At 70.6% G+C, this 23,727-nt stretch carries 17 protein-coding genes; 8 read left to right on the top strand and 9 right to left on the bottom strand.

The genetic code is table 11. The features are described from left to right. Positions 1 to 332: 332 nt before the first annotated feature. The 4 genes from CIK81_RS05200 to CIK81_RS05185 form a co-directional block, all read right to left on the bottom strand. Complete coding sequence (locus tag CIK81_RS05200; RefSeq protein WP_147272341.1) at positions 333 to 1,763, bottom strand: ATP-binding cassette domain-containing protein; 1,431 nt, start codon at positions 1,761 to 1,763, stop codon at positions 333 to 335. Positions 1,764 to 2,101: 338 nt separating this feature from the next. Beyond that, on the bottom strand, positions 2,102 to 3,103 hold the full coding sequence (locus CIK81_RS05195; protein ID WP_096196474.1) for an ABC transporter substrate-binding protein: 1,002 nt from the start codon (positions 3,101 to 3,103) through the stop codon (positions 2,102 to 2,104). 118 nt (positions 3,104 to 3,221) lie between these two features. Continuing rightward, complete coding sequence (locus CIK81_RS05190) at positions 3,222 to 4,097, bottom strand: ABC transporter ATP-binding protein (RefSeq protein ID WP_158541926.1); 876 nt, start codon at positions 4,095 to 4,097, stop codon at positions 3,222 to 3,224. Positions 4,098 to 4,183: 86 nt separating this feature from the next. Continuing rightward, positions 4,184 to 5,281 (bottom strand): iron ABC transporter permease, encoded by a 1,098-nt coding sequence (locus CIK81_RS05185; protein WP_096196472.1) that lies wholly within the window; start codon positions 5,279 to 5,281, stop codon positions 4,184 to 4,186. Between the two features lie 236 nt (positions 5,282 to 5,517). Here CIK81_RS05185 and CIK81_RS05180 point away from each other — a divergent pair, with 236 nt between their 5' ends. Continuing rightward, the gene (locus CIK81_RS05180) at positions 5,518 to 6,936 is read left to right on the top strand and encodes an FAD-binding oxidoreductase (RefSeq protein ID WP_241963984.1); all 1,419 of its coding nucleotides are present in this window, start codon (positions 5,518 to 5,520) and stop codon (positions 6,934 to 6,936) included. Between the two features lie 106 nt (positions 6,937 to 7,042). Here CIK81_RS05180 and CIK81_RS05175 read toward each other — a convergent pair whose 3' ends face one another. From CIK81_RS05175 to CIK81_RS05165, 3 genes are all read right to left on the bottom strand, one after another. Beyond that, positions 7,043 to 7,696, bottom strand: coding sequence for a VOC family protein (locus tag CIK81_RS05175; protein WP_096196471.1), 654 nt, complete (start codon positions 7,694 to 7,696; stop codon positions 7,043 to 7,045). Between the two features lie 233 nt (positions 7,697 to 7,929). Further along, positions 7,930 to 8,373, bottom strand: coding sequence for a carboxymuconolactone decarboxylase family protein (locus CIK81_RS05170; RefSeq protein WP_096196551.1), 444 nt, complete (start codon positions 8,371 to 8,373; stop codon positions 7,930 to 7,932). A gap of 95 nt (positions 8,374 to 8,468) precedes the next feature. Beyond that, positions 8,469 to 8,669, bottom strand: a complete 201-nt coding sequence (locus CIK81_RS05165) for a hypothetical protein (protein ID WP_096196470.1) — start codon at positions 8,667 to 8,669, stop codon at positions 8,469 to 8,471. A 324-nt stretch (positions 8,670 to 8,993) separates the two neighbouring features. Here CIK81_RS05165 and CIK81_RS05155 point away from each other — a divergent pair, with 324 nt between their 5' ends. The 7 genes from CIK81_RS05155 to CIK81_RS05125 all read left to right on the top strand — a co-directional run bounded on the left by CIK81_RS05155 (position 8,994) and on the right by CIK81_RS05125 (position 16,383). Next, positions 8,994 to 9,302 carry an MGMT family protein gene (locus tag CIK81_RS05155; RefSeq protein ID WP_096196469.1) on the top strand — a complete coding sequence of 103 codons (309 nt, stop codon included), beginning with the start codon at positions 8,994 to 8,996 and terminating at the stop codon, positions 9,300 to 9,302. Positions 9,303 to 9,325: 23 nt separating this feature from the next. Then, positions 9,326 to 10,003, top strand: a complete 678-nt coding sequence (locus tag CIK81_RS05150) for a YitT family protein (RefSeq protein ID WP_114305099.1) — start codon at positions 9,326 to 9,328, stop codon at positions 10,001 to 10,003. A 200-nt stretch (positions 10,004 to 10,203) separates the two neighbouring features. Further along, the gene (locus CIK81_RS05145) at positions 10,204 to 11,751 is read left to right on the top strand and encodes an ATP-binding cassette domain-containing protein (protein ID WP_096196468.1); all 1,548 of its coding nucleotides are present in this window, start codon (positions 10,204 to 10,206) and stop codon (positions 11,749 to 11,751) included. Between the two features lie 27 nt (positions 11,752 to 11,778). Next, positions 11,779 to 13,050: a sugar ABC transporter permease gene (locus tag CIK81_RS05140; protein WP_096196467.1), complete on the top strand. Its 1,272-nt coding sequence runs from the start codon at positions 11,779 to 11,781 to the stop codon at positions 13,048 to 13,050. Positions 13,051 to 13,114: 64 nt separating this feature from the next. After that, positions 13,115 to 14,212: a sugar-binding protein gene (locus CIK81_RS05135; protein ID WP_114305098.1), complete on the top strand. Its 1,098-nt coding sequence runs from the start codon at positions 13,115 to 13,117 to the stop codon at positions 14,210 to 14,212. Between the two features lie 80 nt (positions 14,213 to 14,292). After that, positions 14,293 to 15,306, top strand: coding sequence for a LacI family DNA-binding transcriptional regulator (locus CIK81_RS05130; RefSeq protein ID WP_241963981.1), 1,014 nt, complete (start codon positions 14,293 to 14,295; stop codon positions 15,304 to 15,306). Between the two features lie 57 nt (positions 15,307 to 15,363). Then, complete coding sequence (locus CIK81_RS05125) at positions 15,364 to 16,383, top strand: LacI family DNA-binding transcriptional regulator (RefSeq protein WP_096196464.1); 1,020 nt, start codon at positions 15,364 to 15,366, stop codon at positions 16,381 to 16,383. Between the two features lie 125 nt (positions 16,384 to 16,508). Here CIK81_RS05125 and CIK81_RS05120 read toward each other — a convergent pair whose 3' ends face one another. Both CIK81_RS05120 and CIK81_RS05115 read right to left on the bottom strand, forming a co-directional pair. Next, positions 16,509 to 19,769 carry a GH92 family glycosyl hydrolase gene (locus CIK81_RS05120; protein ID WP_096196463.1) on the bottom strand — a complete coding sequence of 1,087 codons (3,261 nt, stop codon included), beginning with the start codon at positions 19,767 to 19,769 and terminating at the stop codon, positions 16,509 to 16,511. A 9-nt stretch (positions 19,770 to 19,778) separates the two neighbouring features. Further along, a complete protein-coding gene (locus CIK81_RS05115) occupies positions 19,779 to 23,711 on the bottom strand; it encodes a GH92 family glycosyl hydrolase (protein ID WP_096196462.1) in 3,933 nt (1,310 codons plus the stop codon). Between the last annotated feature and the right edge of the window lie 16 nt (positions 23,712 to 23,727).

Raw genomic sequence — 23,727 nt, 5'->3', positions numbered from 1 at the left:
GCCGGGGCCTGCGGGAGCACTCGGTGCATCACCCAGATGCGCAGCTCGCCCAGCAGGCGGAAGGCCGCCAGATGCCCGGTGAGCTGTTTCGAGATAGCGCAGGGCCCCGGCCGCCAGCGCGAGCACGATGAGTCCGGCGACGACGACGAGCACGGACAGATCCCCGGTTGTGTGAGCGCGCGGCGATCGCCCAGGCAGGCAGGGCAGAGGGCCGCAGCCGAGGCGGTGTGCCCCAGGAGCCTGGCGCAGCACGGAGACGGCGAGCACGCCACGGGCGGGGGCGGCGAAGGCGAGCAGCCAGCGCAGATCCGTCATCGGGCGGTTCCGTTGCGTCATCGGGCGGCTCCTTCGCGGAGGCGGGGGTCGTCGGCGGTCTCCGCGGCGAGCGCCTCGGCGTAGTAGCCGGGCCGCGAGCGAACCTGGTCGGGCGGGCCGACGTCCACGACAGCGCCGGCACGAGCACCACCACGAGAGGTCGGCGTCCAAGGTGGTGTGCAGGGCGTGGAGGTCTCCACGACCGTGCCGACCTGCAGGGACACGGCGAGCCGCTCACGCACCAGTCGCTCGGTGGCGCGGTCGAGATCGGCCGTGGGCTCGTCGAGCAGCACGAGGCCACGGTCCTGGATCAGCAGGCGCGCGAGGCCCAGGCGCCGTCGCTGACCGCCGACAGACAGCAGCGCCTCCCTCCCCGACGACGGTCCGCTCCCCCGCCGGCATGGTGCGCAGGTCCGGGCGAGGCCGGCGGTATGGAGGGCTTCGGTGAGGCGGGATCCGTCGGCGTCCGGGGCGACCAGGCGCAGGTTGTCCTCGAGCGTGCTGGGAGGCAGGTCGATGTGCTGGCCGAGGGTGGCGCAGCGGCGACGGCGCACGGCGGCGTCGCCGCGGGCGCCGTCCAGGTGGATCCTGCCGCGGCGGGCTCCTCGAGGCCTCCGAGCACCCGCAGCAGCGTGTGGACTTCCGGCGCCCGAGGGGCCGACGAGGGCGATGCGCGCGCCGGCGGGGAGTGCGAGGTCCACCCCTTCGAGCACGGGCCGGCCCGCGCGACCACTCCGAGCCCACGGAGCTCGTCGATCGATGGAGGGGTGTCGTGGGCAGGCGTCCGCCGCGTGCCCGTGCTCTCGGTGGTGCTGGACGTCGGCCGTGAGCTCCTCGAGTTGGTCGCGCCGGGCACGGCCTCCGAGGGCGACGTAGAAGGTGCGGCCGATCCGCCCCATCGGTTCCTGCAGCAGCACGACCAGCAGGATCCCCGTGAAGGCCTGACCGGCACCGATCCGGCCGTTGTCGAAGCCCGCCAGCACCAGGGCCACGGCGACGCAGCCCATGAGCACCCCGAACACGGCGTCGTGCACCACGATCACCACCTGGTTGCGTGCGAGCAGCCGCGTGAGCTCACGCATCGCGCCGCGCGCCGTCTGGCGTAGTCCGCGAGCACGCGGGCGCCGGCGCCGAGCACGCTCACCGTGCCGAGTCCCTCGACGAGCTCGAGATAGCGGGCGGCGCCTGGCTCTGCGCACGCCGGAACTGGCCGTTCGAGCGGCGCAGCACGTGATCCCGAGCACGATCAGGGGCGGCACCGCGGCGATCGCGACCAGCAGCACCAGCGCCCCGAGCGCATCGATCACCGCGGCCCAGACCGCGAGCACCAGCAGTGGGGCGGTGAACGCGGCCAGGGTGGGGGTGAGGAACCCGGACCGGTAGGCGGCGACCTTCTCGACCCCCCGCGGTGGCGGCGTCCAGCATCGTTCCGTGCCCGGCCTCGGCACCGGCCCCGTCCCCGTCCGGGGCCGCGCTCTCGTCGTCGGGTCGGCGCCGCCCCGAGCGCTGAACGCATCACGCGCTCTCGCCAGCCGGTCTCCGTCTCCCCGCCATCTGCCCCACCCGGGCTCCGGCACCCGCGCCCGCCGCGGCGGCGAGCAGCACGAGGGCAGGGCGAGCGCTGCGCGGCGCGCGCTGTGGCCCTGCGACGAGGCGCCGTGTCGAGGACGACGCCGAGAGCGGCCGCGCCGCGCGCGAGGGCGAGGGTGCGTGCCCAAGTCAGCAGCAGCGCGGTGCGGGAGCCCGGCGGCGGGTCGCACAGCGCCTCACGGATCCACACGGGCGCTCACTGCTCCTGGTCCACGAGGTCGGGGTGGAGCAGGGAAGCGATCTGCCGCAGACCCTCCCCCAGCCGCGCTCCGGCGGAGCCCGAGGTGGTCAGGGCATCGATCAGGTGCACACGGTTCTCGGCGATCGCCGGGACGTCGGCGAGCGCCGGGCTCTCCAGCAGAGCGGAGAAGGGGCCCAGGCCTCCTCCATGGAAGTCCTGGACCAGGATCACGTCGGGAGCGGCGTCGATGAGCACTTCCGGATCGGCCGCGGGCGAGGAGTGCCAACCGGACTCCGTGGCGATCGACGTGCCCCCGGCGAGCTCGATGAGGGTGCTGGTCGAGGAGGAGTCGGCGAACATCATGGTCGAGGGGCCACGCACGAACAGTCCCAGGGTGCGCGGGGCGTCCTGGGCGGCCTCGACGGCGGCCTCGACCTCGTCGATCTGCTGCTGCATGGCGGCGGTGACCTGCGCGGCGGCGTCCTCCGCGCCGAACAGTCCGCCGAGGGCGGCGATCACGCCGGCCACGGACTGGGGAGACTCGAAATCGGAAGAGGCGAAGGCCGCGCAGGGCACGCCGCTGGCGGTGAGGGATGCCCCCACCGACTCCTCGCCGTCGTGACGTTCAGTGAGCAGCACGAGATCCGGTTCGAGGGAGAGGATCTGCTCGGGATCCGGGGAGGGAGCGCCGACGACGGTGTCCTCGACCTGCTGGGCGAGCTCGGACTGGTTGGCGCTGGAGGGGTCCTGCGCACCCTCGACCACGCCGGCCATCCGCTCAGGGCCCACGAGTTCCAGGGCGAGGTCGCCGGTCTCGGTGGAGACGGCGACGATCCGCTGCGGTGCGGCGTCGAGGCTGATCTCGGAGTTGCCGAGCGTGACGGTGCGCGGCCAGCTGCCGTCGGAGGCGGCGGAGGGATCGTTGCCGTCCGCGGAGGAGCAGGCGGTCACGGCGGTGAGCGCTCCGAACGAGAGGAGGGAGGTGCGGGCGAAGCTGCGGCGGGTGAGCGCGTGCATGGGCGTTCCTGTTCCATCGGGGTGGGTGGTTCTGGGGTGGGTGGTTCTCGGGTGGTCGGCAGCCGGTGACCGGCTGCCGTTGAGGTGGCAGCCGACGGCGCGGCCGCCGACGGGGCGGTCAGGACGGACGAGGGATGCGGCACCGCGGGGTGATGCGGGGCCGGCCGGTGAGCGGGTCGAGGTCGACGTCGGCCCGTATCCGGTAGGCGTCGGCCAGCAGCTCGGGGCGCAGCACCTCGTGCGGGGTGCCGGTGGCGAGCACCCGACCCTCCGCCAGCAGCGTGAGGTCGTCGCAGGCACGGGCGGCGAGGTTCAGGTCGTGCAGCACCACGCCGACTGCGCGGCCCTCCGCGGCGAGGTCCCGCAGCAGCTCGACCACATCGGCCTGGAAGCCGAGGTCGAGGGCGGAGACGGGTTCGTCCAGGAGCATCACCTCGGAGGCCTGCGCGAGCTGCTTGGCGATCAGCACGAGCTGGCGCTGGCCGCCGGAGAGCTGATCGATCCGTCGTTCCCGCAGGTGGTCGACGCCCACCCGTGCGAGGGATTCCTCGACCACGTCGCGGTCCGCGGCGGTGAGATCGCCCTGCATGCGGGTGAGCACGCCGTGGTGGGCGTAGCGGCCCAGGCCCACCACGGTGTCCACGCGCAGGCCCGCCTCGACGTGGGTGTCCTGCGGAAGGAAGGCGATCCGTCGGGCGCGCTCGCGGCTGCCGAGGGAGGAGATCTCGTGTTCCCCGGAGAGCACCGCGCCGTCGCACAGCGGCATCATGCCGGCCAGGGCGCGCAGCAGGGTGGACTTGCCGGCGCCGTTGGGGCCGACGAGTCCGTGCACCTTCCCGCGGGCGAGGGTGAGGTCCACGTCGTGCAGGACGGAGCGGCGCCGGTAGGCGACGTGCGCGCCCTCGACGCGCAGTGCGCCGGCAGTCGCCGGACGGGTCGGCGGCGCGATGGAGGTGGGTGTCGTAGCGGTCGGTGTCGTGGCGGTCGGTGTCATGGCGGGCGGTGTCATGGCGGGCGGTGCCGTGGTGGTCGATTCGGCGACAGGGGCGCGGCGCGGTCTCCGGAGCGCGTGCTGGATATTCACCGGCCGCTCCGTCGGCAGATGAGGGCGAGCAGAACGGGCGCACCCACCAGGGCGGTGACGGTTCCGGTCTGGAGGGTGACGGGGTCCAGGAGATTGCGGGCGATCACGTCGGCGAGCACGAGGAACACCCCGCCCACGAGCACGGACACGGGCAGCAGCACGCGGTGGTCGGGGCCCAGCAGGAGCCGTGCAAGATGCGGGACCACGAGGCCGACGAAGCCGATCACCCCGGTCACGCACACGCCGGCGGCGATCACCACGGCGCTGATCGCGAGCAGGATCTGGCGGGTGCGGGCGGTGCGCATACCGGTCGAGGCGGCCTGGTCCTCCCCCAGCAGGAACAGGTTCAGCTCCCCGGCGGTGCCAAGCAGCACGGTGATCCCGAGGATCCCCGGAACGGCTGCGACGGCGACATCGGACCATGTGGCACCGGTGAGGTCCCCGTTCAGCCAGAACATCGCGGCCTGGGCGTCGTCGCTCGCGGGTGCATTGGCGATGGCTGCGGCGATCACCGCGCCCAGCAGGGAGTTCATCGCGATGCCGACGAGCAGCAGGGTGCCCCCTCCTCCGCCGCGCAGGCCGGCGACGAGCTGGACCACCATCACCGCGCCGAGCGCGCCGAGGAAAGCTCCCAGCGGCAGCGTGACCGCAGTGGCGAGGCCGGTGACGATGAGGAGCACTGCGACCACGGCCGCCCCCGAGGAGACGCCCGTGACACCGGGGTCGGCGAGGGGGTTGCGGAACACCGCCTGCATCACCAGTCCCGCGGCCCCGAGCCCTCCTCCGACCACGAGGGCCAGCAGCACCCTCGGCAGCCGGATCGACCACACCAGGCTGGTGGCGGCGGCCGACGGGGAGGGCAGGTCGATGCCCACGGCCTCGAGCGCGGGACGTGCGGGCTCCAGCAGGATCACCAGGGTGCGGGCCGGTCCGGTGTCCGACGGGCCGAGCGACGTCGCGGTCAGGACGGCCGCGCCGACGAGGACGATCAGGCAGACGGGCAGGAGCAGGCGGCGGCCGCGCGCACGACCCCGCGGGCGCGACGGGGCGACGCTGCGCGCGAGGGGTCGGAGATCGACTGTTTCACTGGCCACAACCTAGGACGATAATCATTCTCATCAAGGATGTCCATTCGGCGGGCACGGACGCAAGCGTGTCGGTCGCGGACGAGGGGCAGACGCGGGCCCTCTGGCACGGGTGCTTCGCGCGCGACGACCGCGCGGTCCGGAACGGGCCGAAGGTCCGTCGGATCGCCCCGGACGACGGCATAGTGTCGACAGCACCACCGCTGGGCACCCCGCGCCCAGCGGCCCTCGGAGAGGAGACAGGCATGGCGATGACGGCACCGCGGGACCCGGCCCCCGATGCGCGGCCGGCTCTCGAACGGCTGCGCGCGCGCCTCGAGGGCACTCTGCTCGAGCCGGGCGAGCCCGGCTACGACGCCGCCCGCGCGGTCTGGAACGGCATGATCGACCGGTTCCCGCGAGCGATCGTGCGCGCCGGCTCCGTGGCGGACATCGCCCCCACGGTGGAGGTCGCCCGGGAGACCGGGCTTCGCCTCGCGGTGCGCGGCGGGGGCCACAACATGGCGGGCCACGGCACCGTCGATGACGGGATCGTGCTGGATCTCGGCGGTCTCACCTCCGTGGAGGTCGATCCGAGCACGTCCCTGGTGACGGTCGCGCCCGGTGCGCGCGGCGCCGACGTGGACGCGGCGACCAGCGTGCACGGGCTCGCGGTGCCGCTGGGTGCGGTGAGCCTGCCCGGCGTCGCCGGCCTGACCCTCGGTGGCGGCGTCGGCTGGCTGACACGACCTGCGGGCCTGGCGCTGGACCGCCTGGTGCGGGCGGAGGTGGTCACTGCCGACGGACGACGCCTGGAGGCGAGCGCCGAACAGAATCCGGAACTGTTCTGGGGACTGCGCGGTGGCGGCGGGAACTTCGGGGTCGTCTCCTCGTTCACGTTCCGCGCGGTGCCGATACCGCCCGAGGTCCTCGGTGCGACGCTCTCCTACCGGCCCGAGCACTGGCGTCGGGCCCTGACGGCCTTCGAGCGGTGGAGCAGGCAGCTGCCCGATGAGCTGACCTCGATCCTCACGCTCACGGTGCTGCCCGAGCGCCTCGGGAAGGGCGATGCGCCGTGGCTGCTGATCCGCTGCGCCTATGTCGGGGACGATCATCGCCGGGGGCAACGGATCCTGGGCCGGCTGCGTCGGGCCGCGCCGCCCGACGACGAGGAGGTGGGCCCGGTGGCCTGGCCTCGTTGGCAGAGCGCCCAGGACGACACCTTCCCGGCCGGTGCCCGCGGCTTCTGGCACAACGTGGCGTTCTCCGAGATGGACGAGGACGCCATCGACCAGATCGTCACGTACGCCGGAGGACTCACCAGGCGCGGGACCGGGATCGACATCCATCATCTCGGCGGCGTCTTCGCCCGGGTGCCGGAGGAGGCCACGGCCTTCCCCAATCGCTCCCCTCGCTTCTGGATGAGCATCTACGGCTTCTGGCGAGACCCCGCCGACGATGCCTCGCACCTCGCCTTCGCCCGCCGCTCCCAGGGCGCGATGAGGTTCCTCTCCCAGCGCGGTGAGTACGTCAACTTCCTGGGCCCCGAGGACTCCGGCCCGATCACCGACTTCACCCGCCGTGTCTATGGGGCGCAGAAGTACGCCCAGCTGGTGCGGGTCAAGCAGCGTTACGACCCGGAGAACCTGTTCCGCCAGAACCACAACGTGGGGCCGGAGGGCTAGAAACCGCCAGGCGCGCCGGGCCGACGGTCTCCTCGCCGCCGGGCGTTCGCCCCGGCGGCGTGCTCCGCGTGGAGCACGCCGCCGTCGATCGGGAGGCGGAGCCGCCTCAGATCTCGATCTCGCGGCCGTCCTCGGTGCGCAGCGTCAGCACGAAGCGCGAGCCGCGGCCCTCGTGGATCTCGGCGACGCCGTCGCCGAGGCCGAGCGCGTCGGTGGCCTTCTGCTGCGCCGCGGGCTTGACCTCGATGCGCTCGAAGGAGACCAGCTCGATCGACGGCAGGTCACCCACGAGGCCCGGATGCTCGGTGGTGCCCCAGTCGATGAGGAAGGGCACGGCGAAGTTGCGGGGAGCCTGCGCCTGCGTGAGACGCCAGGTCAGCTCCGTGCCGTCCGGCGACTGGCGGGAGAGCTCCTCGACGTCGCCGGGGTCGAAGCCCTCGGCGCGGGCGCGCTCGACGACCTGATCGATGCCCTCGGGGTGCACGGCGTAGGTGATGAGGGTGGGCTTCTTCAGACGGTTGATGCTGAAGGTCTTGGGCAGCTCCTCGTCCTCGCGGTCGGGGTCCGGACCGATCAGCTCGAGGTAGTGCGGGCGCGGCTCGCCGTTCACGGTGAGGGCGACCAGGGCGTTGGCGGTGCCGGTGGGATGGGTCCCTCCGGGCGCGGGCGTGACACCGGTGAGTTCGCGGAACCAGTCGACGCTCTCGGCGAGGTCGGGACCGGCGATGACGATGTGGTCGAGCAGGTGGGGCAGGCTCATGAGAAGTCCTTCTTACGGGTGAGAGGGCTCGGGGGCGTCGAGCACGGGCAGCGGTCTGTGGGCTCTGGGGACGACCGCGGCACCGACGGGGCGGCGGTCTCCGCGTCGAGGGCCCGCAGTGCGCAGGCCGTCGATCGGTGCGATCAACCAGCTCGATCAGTTCGATCGGTGCGATCAGTTGATCTCGCAGTCTATCGGCATGGCATGAGCGCGATGGCTGCCCTGCCGTGCCCTCACCCCAGGTGCTGGTGGGTGCTCACCGCGAGGCGATTCCAGACGTTGATCGCCGAGATCGCCATGAGCAGCTCGACCATCTCCTGCTCGGAGTAGACCTCCGCCGCAGCATCCCAGACGTCGTCGGCCACGCCCCCGCTGATGGGGGTGACCTGCTCGGTGAGGCGCAGAGCAGCCTGCTCGCGGTCGCTGTAGACGTCCGGCGCCTCGCTCCATCCGGCCAGAACATCCAGCTTCCGCTGGTCGACGTCGGCCTCGCGTGCTTCCTGGGCGTGCATGTTCAGGCAGAACGCGCAGCCGTTGAGCTGGGAGGCCCGCAGCTTGATCAGCGCGAGGAGCCCCTCGCCGAGGCTCCCTCCGTGGACGTACTCCTCCAGCGCGATCAGCGGCGCATAGGCGCTCTTGTCGGTGGCGGCGATATCGAGTCGCTGTGCGGTCGACATGGGGATCATCTTCTTCGTCTCGTCGTGTGCGGTGGTCTGCAGTACCGGGATGGACGCCGTGCAGCGGAACGTGCTCGCGCCGCGCCGGCAACGGGTCATTCCCGGTGATGCTCGTGCGTGTGGCCGCTGTCGTCCGTGCCACCTCCCAGGACATCCAGTGCGAGCGTGGAGTGGGCGTAGGCGCCGCCGGCGCGCATCTCGGCCGCGACCCAGATCGCCTCCATGATCTCCGGGGCCAGTTCCTTCCGGCGAGCGCCGACGGCCGATGTTGCCCGGGGGTAGAACGGGTCGGACACGATGACTCTCCTCTGCTGCGGTTCGCTGCTGCATGGAGCTTCGGTGCCGGGCTATCGCGGCGCTGCGGCTCCCCTGAGTGCGGCTCCCCGGAGTCCTCTCTCGACCATAGACCCGCACCAGCGTTCCTGACAGAGCCGGTTCGGGCGCCTCGTCATCGCTCTCCCACCTCCGCCTTCTCCGCTGTGCCCGAACCGGCGGGGCCGACGGGGCCGACGGGGCCGACGGGGCCGACGGGGCCGACGGGGCCGACGGACTAGAGTGCGGCCAGCAGCCGCTCGGCACCTGCACGGTCCGGACGGAGCGACCGACGGGAGGACGAGGCGATGCAGGATCCTGCGGACGCGGTCAGAGCCGTCGCCGTCACGATTCCGCCCGGGCACGTGATGACCTACGGGGACATCGCCTATGCGGCCGGGCTGCACCCGCGCCAGGTGGGCCGCCTGGTCGGGGTGATCTCCGAAACCATCCCCTGGTGGCGCGTGATCCGGGCCGACGGGACGCCCGCCACCTGCCACGGAGGTACCGCGCCCGCCCTGCTCGCGCAGGAGCAGGTGCCGTTCACCGGCCACCGCGTGGATCTGCGCGCGCTCCGGGAGCGCCAGGAGCGGCGGGAGCCCGATACGGCGGCGTGACGCCGCGCCCCTACAGTGGCCGCATGCCTTCTGTGCCCGACCCCTCGGCGACCACCGCGGCCGACGTCCCCTCCGACTCCCCCGTCGGAGATACGCCGCCGATCGACGCGGTGATCCCGCACCGTCCCACCGAGGACGTGCTGGGGGTGCTCACCGGGACCTTCCTCGCCTCGCTCGGCCTGTACTTCCTGCAGACGGCGGGCGCCGTCACCGGCGGCACGGCGGGCCTCGCGCTGCTGCTCACGCATGCCCTGTCCACCCCGTTCGCCGTGCTGTTCGCGCTGGTGAACCTGCCGTTCTTCGCCCTCGCGTGGTGGAAGAAGGGATGGGTGTTCACGGTGAAGACGGCCATCTGCGTCGGGCTGATCTCCGTGTTCAGCCTGATCCACCCGCAGTTCCTGCCGCTGGACGAGATGCCCCTGCCGTACGCCGTGATCGGCGGCAACCTGCTGATGGGCGTGGGCCTGCTGATCATCTTCCGCCACGGCGCGAGCCTCGGCGGGTTCAACATCCTCGCCCTGATCCTCCAGGAGCGCGCGGGCCTGCGCGCCGGCTACGTGCAGATGGCTCTGGACGTCGCCGTCATCCTGCTGTCCCTGCTGGTGCTCAACATCCCCCAAGTGCTGCTCTCCGCCCTGGGCGGCGTGATCCTGAACGTGGTGCTCGCCCTGAATCATCGCCCGGGACGGTATCGGGCGTGAGGGCACGGAACGACAGAGGCCGTGTGCGCCGGCGGCAAATGCGCATTCATGGAGTCGCTCTCCCGTGGGGAGCCGGCGTACTCGCTAGTACCGTAACCCAGCCGTAATCTCCATGGGGTCGCCGCGGCATCGCGCCGCCCTTAGGATGACAACGTTGTCGGCCGGACGACGGTCGCACTCGACGAGGAGTGGAGGTTCCCATGCGCGATACGCACGCGATCTTGGAGATGCGCGACATCACCAAGCTCTTTCCCGGCGTCCGAGCGCTCGATGACGTGACGATGACCGTTCGCCGCGGCGATATCCATGCGATCTGCGGGGAGAACGGTGCCGGGAAGTCCACCCTCATGAAGGTCCTCTCCGGCGTCCACCCGCACGGGACCTACAGCGGGCAGATCTTGTTCGAGGGCGAGGAGATGGCGTTCAAGGACATCAAGTCCTCGGAGGGCGTCGGCATCGTCATCATCCACCAGGAGCTCGCGCTCATCCCTGAGCTCTCCGTCGAGGACAACATCTTCCTGGGCAACGAGATCGTCGACAAGGGGCTCATCCACCGGCGGGAGCTGCGTCGCAGAAGCCTCGACCTGCTGGCCCGCGTCGGGCTCGACGTCGACCCCGGCACGCCGATCAAGACTCTTGGCGTCGGCCAGCAGCAGCTCGTCGAGATCGCGAAGGCGCTGGCGAAGAACGTCAAGATCCTGATCCTCGATGAGCCCACGTCCGCGCTGAACGAGGACGACTCCGAGAACCTGCTCGCTCTCATGAAGGGGCTCAAGGGCAGGGGGATCACTTCGATCATGATCTCCCACAAGCTGAACGAGATCGCGGCAGTCTCCGATGCCGTGACCGTGATCCGTGATGGCCGCACCGTGGAGACCTACGCCGTCGAGGCGGGTCATGTCGACGAGGATCGGATCATCCGGGCGATGGTGGGTCGCTCCCTGGACAACCGGTATCCCGACCACGAGCCGAACACCGGTGGTGAGCTCGTGATGGAGGTGAAGGGCTGGACCGTCGAGCACCCGACGGTGCCGGGCAAACTCGTCTGCGATGACGAGAGCTTCGTGGCGCGCCGGGGGGAGATCGTCGGCTTCGCCGGGCTCATGGGCGCCGGGCGCACCGAGCTCGCTCGCTCCATATTCGGCCGCTCCTACGGGATCCACCGCTCGGGCCAACTGTGGCTGCACGGCGTCCCGGTCGAGCTGAAGACCGTCCGACAGGCGATCCGGCACCGACTCGCGTACGTCTCCGAGGATCGCAAGCTGCTGGGACTGAACCTCCTGGACAGCGTCAAGGACACGATCGTGTCCGCGAATCTGCGGGCTGTCGTGCGACGCGGCCTCATCGACGACGCGAAGGAGCGCTCGGTCGCGGAGAGGTACCGCACGTCCCTGCGCATCAAGACCCCGGGCGTCGACATCGGGGTCGCGACCCTCTCCGGCGGCAACCAGCAGAAGGTCGTCCTCGCGAAGTGGCTGTTTCCCGAGCCGGAGGTGCTGATCCTCGACGAACCCACCCGTGGTATCGACGTCGGCGCGAAGTTCGAGATCTACCGGCTCATCCAGGAGCTCGCCGATCAGGGGAAGGCCGTCATCGTCATCTCCTCGGAGCTCCCCGAGGTGCTGGGCATCTGCGACCGGATCTACACCATCTGCGAAGGCCGCATCACCGGGGAGGTGCCTCGGTCCGAGGCCGACCAGGAGACGCTCATGCGCATGATGACCACCACCGTCGGATCCGCTGCCTGACCGGCGCAGGAACGAAAGAGACTACCCATGAATGTTGTGAAGCAAGTATTCGGGACGGACTTCCGTCAGTTCACGATGGTGTTCGCCCTCGTGGCGCTGCTCCTCGGATTCCACATCGCGTCCGGGGGCAACATGCTCACCCCCGGGAACATGCAGAACCTCATCGCCGGGAACGCCTACGTGCTGATCCTCGCGATCGGCATGGTGATGGTGATCGTCATCGGCCACATCGACCTGTCCGTCGGCTCGGTCGCCGGATTCGTCGGCATGTGCGTGGCGCTCTCCGCCCGCGACCTGAGCTTCCCCTGGTGGGCGGCGCTGCTCGCCGGGCTCGTGGTAGGCATCCTCATCGGCTGTTGGCACGGATTCTGGCTGGCGAAGATCGGCATTCCCGGCTTCATCACCACGCTCGCGGGCATGATGATCTTCCGCGGCGGCGTGATCTGGATCAGCGGCTCGGTCAGCGTGCCCGTGCCGCCTGAGCTGAACGTGCTGGGTGCCGGCTACCTCCCGGAGTGGGGCCCCGCGTTCACCTACCTGAACAACTCGACGCTGCTGCTGGGGATCCTCGCGATCGTGCTCTACGCGTGGAGCCAGTTCAGCACCTACCGACGCCGGGTCGCCGACGGCGAGACCGGCCTGAACGCCGCCGCCGTCGTCATCCGCGTGGTCCTCGTCGGGGCTGTCCTGGCGTATGTCACCTTCCTGTTCGGCAGCGGCCGTCCGGGCACTTCCTTCCCGATTCCGGGCGTGATCCTGGTGGTGCTCGTGATCGTCTACCACGTGATCACCCAGCGCACCACGTTCGGCCGTCACATCTACGCCGTCGGCGGCAACAAGCAGGCCGCCGCCCTCTCCGGCGTGAGCGTCAACAGGGTGTACTTCCTCGTCATGGCGAACATGTCCTTCCTCGCCGCTCTCGCAGGGATCCTGTTCGTGGCCCGGGCGACGTCCGCGGGCCCCACGGACGGCAACATGTGGGAGCTCGACGCGATCGCCGCCGTGTTCATCGGTGGAGCCGCGGTCTCCGGGGGGATCGGCACCGTGGCCGCGACGATGATCGGCGGCCTCGTCATGGCGACCCTGAACTCGGGCCTGTTCCTCATGGGCGTCGGGCAGGACAAGACCCAGGTGATCAAGGGACTCGTGCTCCTCGCCGCCGTCGCGTTCGACGTCTACAACAAGCAGCAGGGCCGTCCCTCGATCACCGGTCGCCTGTTCGGTGATCGGGCGAAGTCGGAGAGTACGACCGACACCGTGAAGATCGCACCCACCACGACGGGCACGAACGGCGGTTGACTCGTTCGATCCATCCCCACCCCACCGGGGCCCACGATGGGCACCGCTCTACCAAGGAGATCCCATGAAGAGAAGAACGTTCACCCTCGGCGGCGTCGCAGCTGCCAGCACCATCGTCCTCGCCGCGTGCGGCGGCGGTCGCACCGCTGCCGATGCCGGCGACGGGGACGACGCCGGCGGCGGCTTCGACGCCGATGCGACGATCGGTGTGTCCCTCCCCTGGCTCGGCACCCAGAACTGGGCCGAAGCCGAGGACCTGTTCAAAGCACAGTTGGAAGACGCGGGCTTCACAGCGCTCATCCAGGCCGCGGACAACAAGGTGCCGCAGCAGCAGCAGCAGATCGAGGCCATGGTGCAGAAGGGGGCGAAGGCCATCGTGGTCGGCCCCATCGACGGCACCCAGCTCGGCAGCGCCCTTACGGCAGCGAAGGACGCCGGTGTGCGGATCATCGGCTACGACCGGCTGATCGAGAACACCGACGCGGTCGACGCGACCGTCCAGTTCGGCAGCGTCCGCACCGGCGAGCTGCAGGGCCAGTCCCTCCTCGACGGGCTCGCCGAGCGCAAGGGCGAGGGCCCCTACAACATCGAGCTGTTCGGCGGCGGCCCGGCCGACCCCAACGCCCCGAACTTCTTCCAGGGCGCGATGTCCGTGCTCCAGCCGAAGATCGACGACGGCACCGTCGTGGTCCTCTCCGGGCAGACGGACTTCCAGCAGGCCGCCACCCAGGACTGGGACAACGGCAAGGCCCAGTCCCGGATGGATTCGATCCTCGCGGCGAACTACTCGGACACGCCGATCGACGGCGTGCTCTCGCCGAACGACGGCATCGCCCGCGCGGTCATCACCTCCTGCAAGTCCGCCGGCCAGGATGTGCCCGTCGTGGACGGTCTGGACGCCGAGACCGAGTCGATCACCTCGATCTGGGCCGGTGAGCAGTACTCCACGGTCCACAAGCCGACCAGCGACCTCGTCGCGAAGACCGTCGAGATCATCTCCGCCTACCAGACGGGCGACGAGGCCCCGGAGGCCGACGAGACGGAGAACAACGGGACGATCGACGTGCCGGTCTACGCGCTGGACCCGGTGGTGGTGACGAAAGACAACGCGGAGGAGATCTTCGCGGACGACCCGGATCGTCTGGCGCTCCTGGACGGCTGAGCCCGCCGGCAGGCAGAACCACGGCAGGTGGCTCCATGGTCGCTCGACCATGGAGCCACCTGCGCTGAGAGGAGCGCCTGGTGGCGAGGAAGCGCCCCACCATGAAGGACGTCGCCGCACGCGCCGGAGTGGGCTTCAAGACGGTTTCCCGCGTGGTCAACGGTGTGTCCGGGGTCTCCGAGCAGACGGCGGAGACGGTGCGCCGGGCCGCCGCCGAGCTCCACTACCGGCGCGACATGATCGCCGGTAACCTACGGCGCGCAGAGGGCCGCACCGACAGCCTCGGGCTCCTCGTCGCAAGCGTCGGCAACGAGTTCGACGCCGCGCTCCACCGCGCGGTCGAGGACGCCGCCCAGCGGCACCGCGTGAGCGTCTTCACGGGAAGCACCGACGAGGATCCTGAACGCGAGCGGCACGTCGCGCTCGGCCTCCTGGCCCGGCGGGTGGACGGGCTCGTCCTCATGCTCTCCCCGGACGATCTGTCCTACCTCCAGCCCGAGATCGATCTGCACACCCCGATCGTGGCCGTGGACCGCCCGCCGCACGGGATCTCGGTGGACACGGTGATGGCGGACAACGCCCAGGGTGCCCGGGACGCGGTCACGCACCTCCTCGACCACGGGCATCGTCGCGTCGCGGTGCTCACCCATCTCGGGTCGCTGACCACTGCCGCCCAGCGCATCGCCGGCGCCCGCAACGCTTGGGCCGCGGCCGGGTTGCCCGCCGCCGACCTCCGGGTGGTCGACGGGCTCACGAGCGAGGAGGAGGTCGCGCGGTCGCTGCTCGGCCTCCTGGACGGCGAGGGCCCGCCGACCGCGGTGTTCGCCGCCCGCAACCAGATCACCACAGGAGCAGTGCGCGCCCTCCAGGCGCGGGGACTGCAGCGGGAGATCGCCCTGGTGGGATTCGACGACATCGGTCACGCAGATCTGCTCGACCCCGCAATCAGCGTGGTGAGGCAGGACCCGGGACGACTGGGCGACTGCGCCACAGTGCAACTGCTCGCACGGCTCGAGGACCCTTCGCTGCCCGTCGAGCATCAGGTGCTCGAGACGACCCTGACCCTGCGACAGTCGTGCGGATGCGGAGGCTGAGACAGGGCCCGGCTATCATGCTGACAACCATGTCGGAGCGGTCGTCGAGGGAGTCGGATGTCCACACACATCGCGCCGCGGGGGCTCCCCACGCTGCGGCAGGTCGCCGAGACCGCCGGGGTGAGCCTCAAGACGGCTTCTCGCGCGCTCAACGATGAGGCGCACGTCGCGCCGGAAACCTCCGAGCGGGTGAAGCAGGCTGCCGCAGCCCTCGGATACCGCCCGAACCTCCTGGCGCGCGACCTGCGTTCGCACAGCACATCGAACGTCGTGGGAATGGTCATCGCGGATGCCTCCAACCCCTTCTACCTGGCGATCGCCCTCGCTGCCGGCCAGGTGCTGGCCGCACAGGGCCTGCTCCTGTTCACAGGGGTCAGCGACGAGGACCCCGATGCCGAGGCGCGGGTCATCAGCGGGTTCCTCGAACGTCGCGTCGCAGGCCTGCTCATCGTCTCCTCCCGCACGAACCATCCCCAGCTGCAGCAGGGCCATGCGGAGCGCGGCATGCCGACGGTGTTCCTCGATCGACCGGCCCGGGGTCTGGAGGTCGACGAGGTCCTGTTCGACAACGTCGGGGGTTCCCGTGCGGCGATCGACCATCTGTTGGCCCAGGGGCACCGGCGAATAGGGGTCATCGGCGATCTCGGCTCGCTGCCCACCCATCGCGAGCGCATCGCCGGTGTGCGCCGCGCCCTGGCCGAGGCCCGGGTGCCTGTCGATGAGGATCTCTTCGTCACCGACGCCCACGACGCCAGCGGGGCCGAGTCCGCGATGCGGGAGCTGCTGGCGCTCCCCTCCCCGCCCACTGCGGTGTTCACCACGAACAACCGGATGGCGGCCGGTGGACTGCGCGCGGTGGCGGACACCGCGAATCCTCCCGCACTGATCGGCTTCGACGGTCTCGAGCTCGCCGACATCCTGGGGATCAGCGTGGTCTCGAACTCTCCCGCCGACATGGGCACCCGCGGTGCCGAGATGCTGCTGGAACGAATCCACGGTCGAGCGGGACGACGTCGCCGGGTGCGGCTGCCGACCGAGCTGGTCGTGCGCCGCTCCACGGCGACGCCGCTCGAGTGACCAGGCGGCGATGACCAGGCGGCGGGTACGGGCCGACCCTCCCCCGACACGCCTCGCCCCGCCCTTCCCTCTGCCGACACAGCCTGCCCTGTCCCTTCGGCGAAGCGGGTCAGGAGCGAAGGGGGTCAGGAGCGGTGCGCCGTCACCGCCATCACGGCGAGGTCGGAGTCGTCGCCGACCGTGATCGACGTCAGCTCCCGAGCCGGGTCGGTCGGCACGTCGAGAAGCCACAGATCGGTTTCCGGGCCCACCCGGCCGACCCCGTTCTCGATCCGATATCCCTGGTGGAGGCCCGGTCGGTTGTCGAACTGCGGTGACCCGCCCGCCCAGTCCCCGACCGAGACCGTGGTCTCCTCGGTGCTTCCGTCGGCATAGGCGAGGGTCAGCGACACGTCGTTCGCGTCACCGTTGCGGGCGGTGGCGAGGAAGGTCAGCTGCTCCACCGGCAGCCCGACCTCGACGCTGAAGGGACCGACCGCGAAGTTCGGGTCCATGCCCGCGGTCGGGGGGATCCGCATCACCACGTCATCGACCGGTGCATCACCGGGCGCCGGCAGCTCATCGCCCGCGAACGCCCATCCCTTCTCGTCGAAGTCCCCTGCCGTGGTGTCGTCGAGCGTCGCCACGCCGTCCAGGGTGAGCGCGCTGTCCAGCGGCACGATGCACTGAGAACCTGCCGACTCGCAGCCGGCATCCAGCACTAGCACCACCAGCTCGGACTCGACGGTGCCCACGCGGGAGGTCACTGTCGCGGTGACGACGTGCTCGCCCGCGGGAGCATCGGCCGGAACGGTCAGCGTCACGGGCAGCTCGGCGGCCTGCGGTGCGCCGTCTCCCTGCACGTGCAGCTCACCGTGCTCAGGGGTCACGGCCACGGCGTCGTCGGAGGTGAGCTCGACGTCGGCCGTGATCTCGCCGCGCCCGGTCAGCACGGCCGACAGCGTCGCCTCGATCGTGGTCTCCTGGCCCGCGGTCACGGTCAGCGGCGCGTCCGAGGTGAGCGCGGCGCCGAGGTCCTCCCGCTGCCCCTCGCCGCGTCCGGGGACCGGGGCCGGGGGCTGCTCGCCGCGGCGGGTGCCCCAGTCCGAGGGCTCGGTGCCGAGCCCGATGGAGAGGTCCGCCCCGTCGCGCAGCTCGGCGGCGGTCAGCCAGCTGTGGCGGTGCGTGCGGCCGTTGAGCTCCACCTCCTGGACGTAGCGGGCGTCCTGCGAGGTGTCGGGCGCCTCGATCACCAGGTCGCCGTCGTAGAACGGCTCCGGCAGGTCGATCACGGCGCGGTCGAAGACCGGGGACCCGATCGTCAGGACGTCGGTGCCGGCGATCGCCGGGTAGATCCCCAGCGAGGACAGCACGTGCCAGGCCGACATGGTGCCGACATCCTCGTTGCCCGTGATGCCGGACGGACTGTCCGTGAACAGGGTGAGCTCCGCCCGCACCACCTCCGCGCTCTTCCAGGGCTGCCCCGTCCACAGGTAGAGGTAGGGAGCGTGCAGATCGGGCTCGTTCTGCGGGTTGTAGCGGGAGGTCCCGTAGTACTCGTAGGCGCTGTTGACCCAGACGTCGCGGGCGGTTCCCTCGGGATCCGTGAGCAGTTGGTCGTAGGCGAAGAAGTGATCCAGGCGCTCGTTGGCGGCCTCCGTCCCGCCGATCTTCGAGATCAGCCCCGGCACGTCCTGCGGGACCAGCCAGTTGTACTGCCACGCGGTGCCCTCGTGGAACCCCTCGGTGTAGGCGGGGTCCGGGTCGCCGACGAAGACCCCGTCGGCATCGCGGGGCTGCGGGAACCCGGTGTCCGGGTTGATGATGCTCTCCCAGGACCGGGAGCGCTCGGCGTAGCGGAGCGCATCGTCATCGTGCCCGAGGTCCTCGGCGATCACCGACATCGCGGCATCGGCGACGGCGTACTCCATCGTCGCCGACCCGGCATGGTCCAGGTCGCAGTCGCCCGGCTTGCACTCCGCCCCGGTCTCGGCGGGCACGTACCCGTGCTCCAGGTAGTGGTCGTTGCCCGCGCGCCCGTTGGCCGGATGGTCCTCGGACGGGACGGTGTCGGCATTCTGGACCAGCTGCGTCCACAGGCGGTCCTCCCAGCCCCCGAGGAGCCCGTACTGCTGCGCCGTGACGAGCTGCGGGGTGGCCGGGTCACCGGTCATCACGTTGGTCTCGACCGGCCCCCACCCCCAGCGCGGCAGCCGTCCGCTCTGCTCGCCCTGCAGGATCAGCGAGATCGACTGGTCCCGCGCCTCCTGCGGTGCGATCAGCGCCAACAGCTGGATCTGGGTGCGGTAGGTGTCCCACAGCGAAGACGTCTGGTAGTACCCGTGGCCGTCGGCGGTGTGGACCTCGTCGTCCCAGCCGAGGTAGCGGCCGTCGACGTCGTCGGCTCGGTGAGGTCCCAGCAGGCTGCGATACAGGGAGGAGTAGAAGGTGCGCCGCTGCTCCTCGGTTCCGCCGTCGACCGCGATGGCGTCGAGCCGCTCCTGCCAGAGGGTGCGGGCGCTCTCCCGCACCTCGTCGAAGCTGCTCCCACCCTCCTCGGCCAGATTCCCGGCGGCGCCGTCGGCGTCGACCCAGGACAACGAGGTGGTGACCACGACGTCGTCGTCCTCGGTGGTGTCGAAGCCGATCCAGGCCCCCTGCCGCGCCTCCCCCTCGGTGGCGGCGGAGCCATCGGTGCTCGCGGCGGTGAACTCGTCACCGTCGAAGAGCTCGACGTCCTCGATGTCGCGATCGAAAGTGGTCAGGAAGTGCAGCGTATACGGTTCGGTCTCCTGGCAGAAGCCGGAGCCCTCGACCGTCGTGCGGACCGTCCGGGCATCGAGGACCTCGACCCGGGAGGAGCGCACACCGTGCAGCGCCTGCCCGGCGTTCAGCATCAGGCCCGACTCCTCGGAGCCCTCGTAGGTCAGGCGCTGCCACCCGGTGCGCGTGGTCGCGGCGAGCTCCGCGGTCACCGCCCCGTCAGGATCGTCGAGCGTGACCTGGTAGGCCGCCGGGGAGGCCGTTTCGGTCTCGTGCCGGAACGGCTGGGCGTACTGGGCGTAGTCGGTGGTGTCGGGTCGCCCGGTCATCGGGGTCATGGGCAGGTCGCCGCCCAGCCCGCAGCCCACGCCGGAGACGTGGGTCATCGAGAAGCCCCGGATGCGGTCGTCGGTGTACCGGTACCCGGCGTAGTGCCCGGTGTCCGGGGAGAGCTGCACCATCCCGAAGGGCAGGCTCGCTCCGGGGAAGGTGTTCCCCTCGGCCTGGGTGCCGATGAAGGGGTTCACGAGGTCGACCGAGTCGTCCGAGGAGACGCCCTCCGCCGGCGCCGCGGAGGCGAGCGGAGCGGCCAGGCTCAGCACGGCCGCGAACGCGATGAACGGGGTGAGGCGGCGATTCCACATCGTCTGCTCCTACTTCTCGGGGATGGACTGGTCGACGTCGATGTCGAAGAGCTCGAGCTCGGCGAGTGCGATCTCGTCGGAGGACCCTTCGAGCACCCGCAGCCGGTAATGGGTGTACGTGCCCGGGCCTCGGGTCCCCGTGGCCCGGAACGGCCGGGTCTGGTGCTCCCAGTCGAAGGCCTCGTCCTCGCGTCGGTCTATCTCGAACCACCGCTCGCCGTCGCGCGAGCCCTCCACGACCCACGCGGTCGGGTGCCCGACGGAGTCGTCGCCGGAGGTCAGCGTGTACATCGTGACCTCATTGCGCGGGGTGTCCGACTGATAGGTGATGGCGTCCTCCGGGGCGAGGACGAGCTGGGTCGACGAGTCGTCGTCGACCACCTTCTGCACGCCTTCGACACCTCCCACCTGTGCCGGGTCGGCCAGGAGATCGGTGAGCGGCTCAGGGGGCTCGTCGCCCGTGGTCGGTGACGGCGGCGCGTCCTCGGGGTCCGCTCCCCAGTCGGACGGTTCCGGCCCCATCGCGAAGTCGAGCACGGCACCGTCGGCGAGCGTCTCGTGGTCGATCCAGGTCTGGTCGCGATTCTCGCCGTTGACCGCGAGGGACTGGATGTAGATGTTCTCGGTGCTGTTCTCGGGGGCGTTGACGACGATGTCCTCACCGCCCGGGAGATGGACGGTCGCCTTCGTGAACAGGGGCGAGGTCACGGCGTAGGTGCTGTCGCCGAGCTGCTGCGGATAGAGCCCGAGCATGGTGAACAGCCACCAGGCCGAGGTCTCCCCGTTGTCCTCGTCGCCCGCGTATCCCTGACCGATGTCGCTGCCGACGAAATGGCGCGACTGCACCTCACGGGTGATCTGCTGGGTCTTCCAGGGCTGCCCGGCGTCGAGATAGGCGAAGGGGATGTGGTGGGAGACCTGGTTCGAGAACCCCCACTGGCCCATCCGCACGTCGCGGGCCTCGACCATCTCGTGGATGGTGCCGCCGTAGGTGCCGGGGAACCCGGCCGTCTCCGGGGTCGAGTAGAACTCGTCGAGCTTGTCCGCCAGTTCCTCGCGCCCGCCGTACAGGTTCGCCAGGCCCTGCCCGTCGAACGGGGCGTGGAAGGCGAAGTTCCACCCGTTGGTCTCGGTGTAGTCGTGCTGTCCCCAGACCCTCGGGTCGTACTCCTCGGGCCCGTCGCGGAAGCTGCCGTCGTCGTGGCGACCTTGGAAGAAGCCGACCTTGGGGTCGAAGTGGTTGACGTAGTTGTTCGAGCGAGCGCCGAGGTAGGCGGACTCGGTGAGCAGCCGCTCCTGCTCGGCGTCGCTCAGCCCCGGTTCCTCGGCGAGCTGCTCGGCCTGGTGGGCCAGGGCGAAGTCGTTGATACCGCCCTCGAGCCCCCAGGAGGTACCTTCTGCGACCTCGGTGTCCGTCCAGCCGCGGAAGATCGACGTGCCCAGGCCCTTCCGGCCGACGTCGGAGTCCGTCGCGGTGCCGGGCGGGGTGACCGTCGCGTTCTTCAGGCCGGCCTGGTAGGTGCCCATCGGATCGGGGAGCTCGACGCCCTTGGTGTAGGCGTCGGCGAAGGCGGCGTCGGAACTGGTGCCGGTCATCAGGTTCGCGTAGCCGGGTGAGGACCAGCGGGAGATCCAGCCGCCGTCGCGGTACTGCTGCACGAAGCCGTCGACCAGCTCGCTCGCGTCATCGGGCATGAGCAGGCTGTACGCGGGCCAGGCGGTCCGGTACGTGTCCCAGAAGCCGTTGTTGACATAGATCTCGCCGTCGACGATCTTCGCGCCGGTCTCGGTCTCGGTGCTCTCCCCCGTCGCGTCCGAGACCGGGGAGGCGTACTGCAGTCGCGGCTCCTCCAGGGTGCCGGTGTTCTCGGACCCGGAGTTCGGGTAGGCGCTCATGCGATACAGGTTCGAGTAGAGCGTGGTGAGCTCGTTCGGCGAGGCGCCCTCGACCTCGATGATCGACAGCTTCTCGTCCCAGGCCGCCTGCGCGCGGTCCCGCACGGTGTCGAGGGTGTCCTCCGCACTGATCTCCTGCTCCAGGTTCCGCTTCGCCTGCTCCACGCTGATCAGCGAGGTGGCGATGCGCATCGTGGCGGTGCCGTCGGCCTCGGGGGCGAGCCGCACCCAGCCGGTGTTGCCGTCCTCGGTGTCGTGCTCGACCACCTCCTGGTCGAACTCCGCGTGGACGAACAGGCGCGTCGCGCCGGCGGACAGTCCGCTGCGGACGTTGGAGTACCCGGACACCGTGCCGTCGTCGTTCAGCGTGAGCCCGGAGTCGTCATCGACGTTGTCGAAGAGGACAGAGGCGTCGTCGCCCGGGAAGTCGAAACGCACGAGCGCGGCGTGGTCTGTCGGCGCCATCTCGGTAACCAGACCGTTGTCGAACTCGACGCTGTAGTGGTGGGCGGTGGCCTTCTCGTGGTCGTGGGAGAACGTCAGCGCCCGAGCCTCCCGGTCGGTCTCCGGGGTGCCCTCGGCCGCCGACGGCATGAACTGGAAGGTCTGCCGATCGCCCATCCAGGGGCTGGGCGCGTGGCTCGCGGCGAAGGCCTCCAGCTGCGGACGATTCTGCTCGTCGTTGTCCTGGTGGTAGGCGTAGGGCCAGTCCAGCGCGCCGGCGTCGGTGACAGGGGTCCAGAAGTTGAACCCGTGAGGCACCACGGCGGCGGGCAGCGTGTTCCCGCGCGAGTAGGCGCCGGAGGAGTGGGTCCCGCGACGGGTGTCGACCCAGTCGGAGGGACGCTCATTGGTCTGGATCGGCCGGTCGGCGATCTCGATGTCGTCGATCCAGCCGGAGAAGCCGACGGGCCCGACGGACGCGTCGTATCCGAGCAGGATGCGGTCGATGGTCTTGCCCTCCGCGACCTCGCCCAGCCGCAGCGTGCGCTGGTTCCACTGGTCGGCGAAGAGGGCCTTGGAGTCACCCTGCGCAGCGGGTGAGCTGCCGAACCGGTACTGGTCCTGCGCGTCGAGCTCGCTGAGGTAGGTGCCGTCGGTGAAGGCGAGGTCGATCGCGGCGTTCGTCGAGGCGTAGCTCATGTCGCCCCCGAACTCGGGGAAGATGCGGTAGCTGAGCTCGGTGTCCTCGGCGATGGGGAGATCGACGTCGTGCAGCTTCTGCCAGTGGTGGCCGCCGTCCTCGGCGGTCGTGCTGCCGGCGTAGCGCAAGGAGCGCTCTCCGGTGAACCCGACCTCGGTCGCCGACGCATAGGCGGCGGCGGGGCCGCTGCCGGGCGTGACCTGCATCCCGGGCGCGGCCTGCTCGGAGCCGTCGGACAGGGTGAGCTCGGCGAGCTGGACGATGTCCCCGCTACCGACAGCGGTGATGTCGAGGCGGTAGAACGGGTACGCGGTGGCGTTGTCGGTCTCGTAGGCGGTGGCGGAGTTCCGCTCCTCGAAGGACTGGTCCGTCCGGGTGTCCAGGGTGGTCCAGGTCGTGCCGTCGGTCGATCCCTGCAGCGTCCAGTCCTTCGGATCGCGCTCCGGCGAGTCGTCGGCGGAGGTCAGGAGGTACTCGACGACGACGAGCGGCTCCTCGAGCTCGATCTGCAGCCAGGCCGCGGAGTCGAAGGCCAGCCACTTCGACGCCGAGCTCCCGTCGGCCGCCTTCTCCGCCGATTCCTGCGGGGAGTTCTCGGCGCTCGCAGTCACGGCGCTGATGCGCGAGGTCAGGTCGCCGGGGATCGCCGAGGCGGCGATGTTCTCGGACCAGGGGGTCCCGTCGGGACGGGTCTCGACCTGATCGGTCCAGTCGAGCTCCGGGTCGCCGGTCTCGTACGAGGTCAGGAAGCGCGGCTCGGGCTCGTCGGAGGTCGCGACCGGTGCGCTCGGGGCGGCGGCTGCCGGCGGCAGGACGGCCAACCCGAGGACGAGCGCACCTGCGAGGGCTGCTCGAGAGACCCGGGCCGCGCGCGAAGGACGTCTGCTGCTGGTCCTGGACATGTGGTGGTTCCCCCTC

The organism is Brachybacterium sp. JB7 (genome assembly GCF_003335205.1).
GTDB lineage: Bacteria > Actinomycetota > Actinomycetes > Actinomycetales > Dermabacteraceae > Brachybacterium > Brachybacterium alimentarium.
This window is presented reverse-complemented; position numbering and strand designations above follow the sequence as displayed.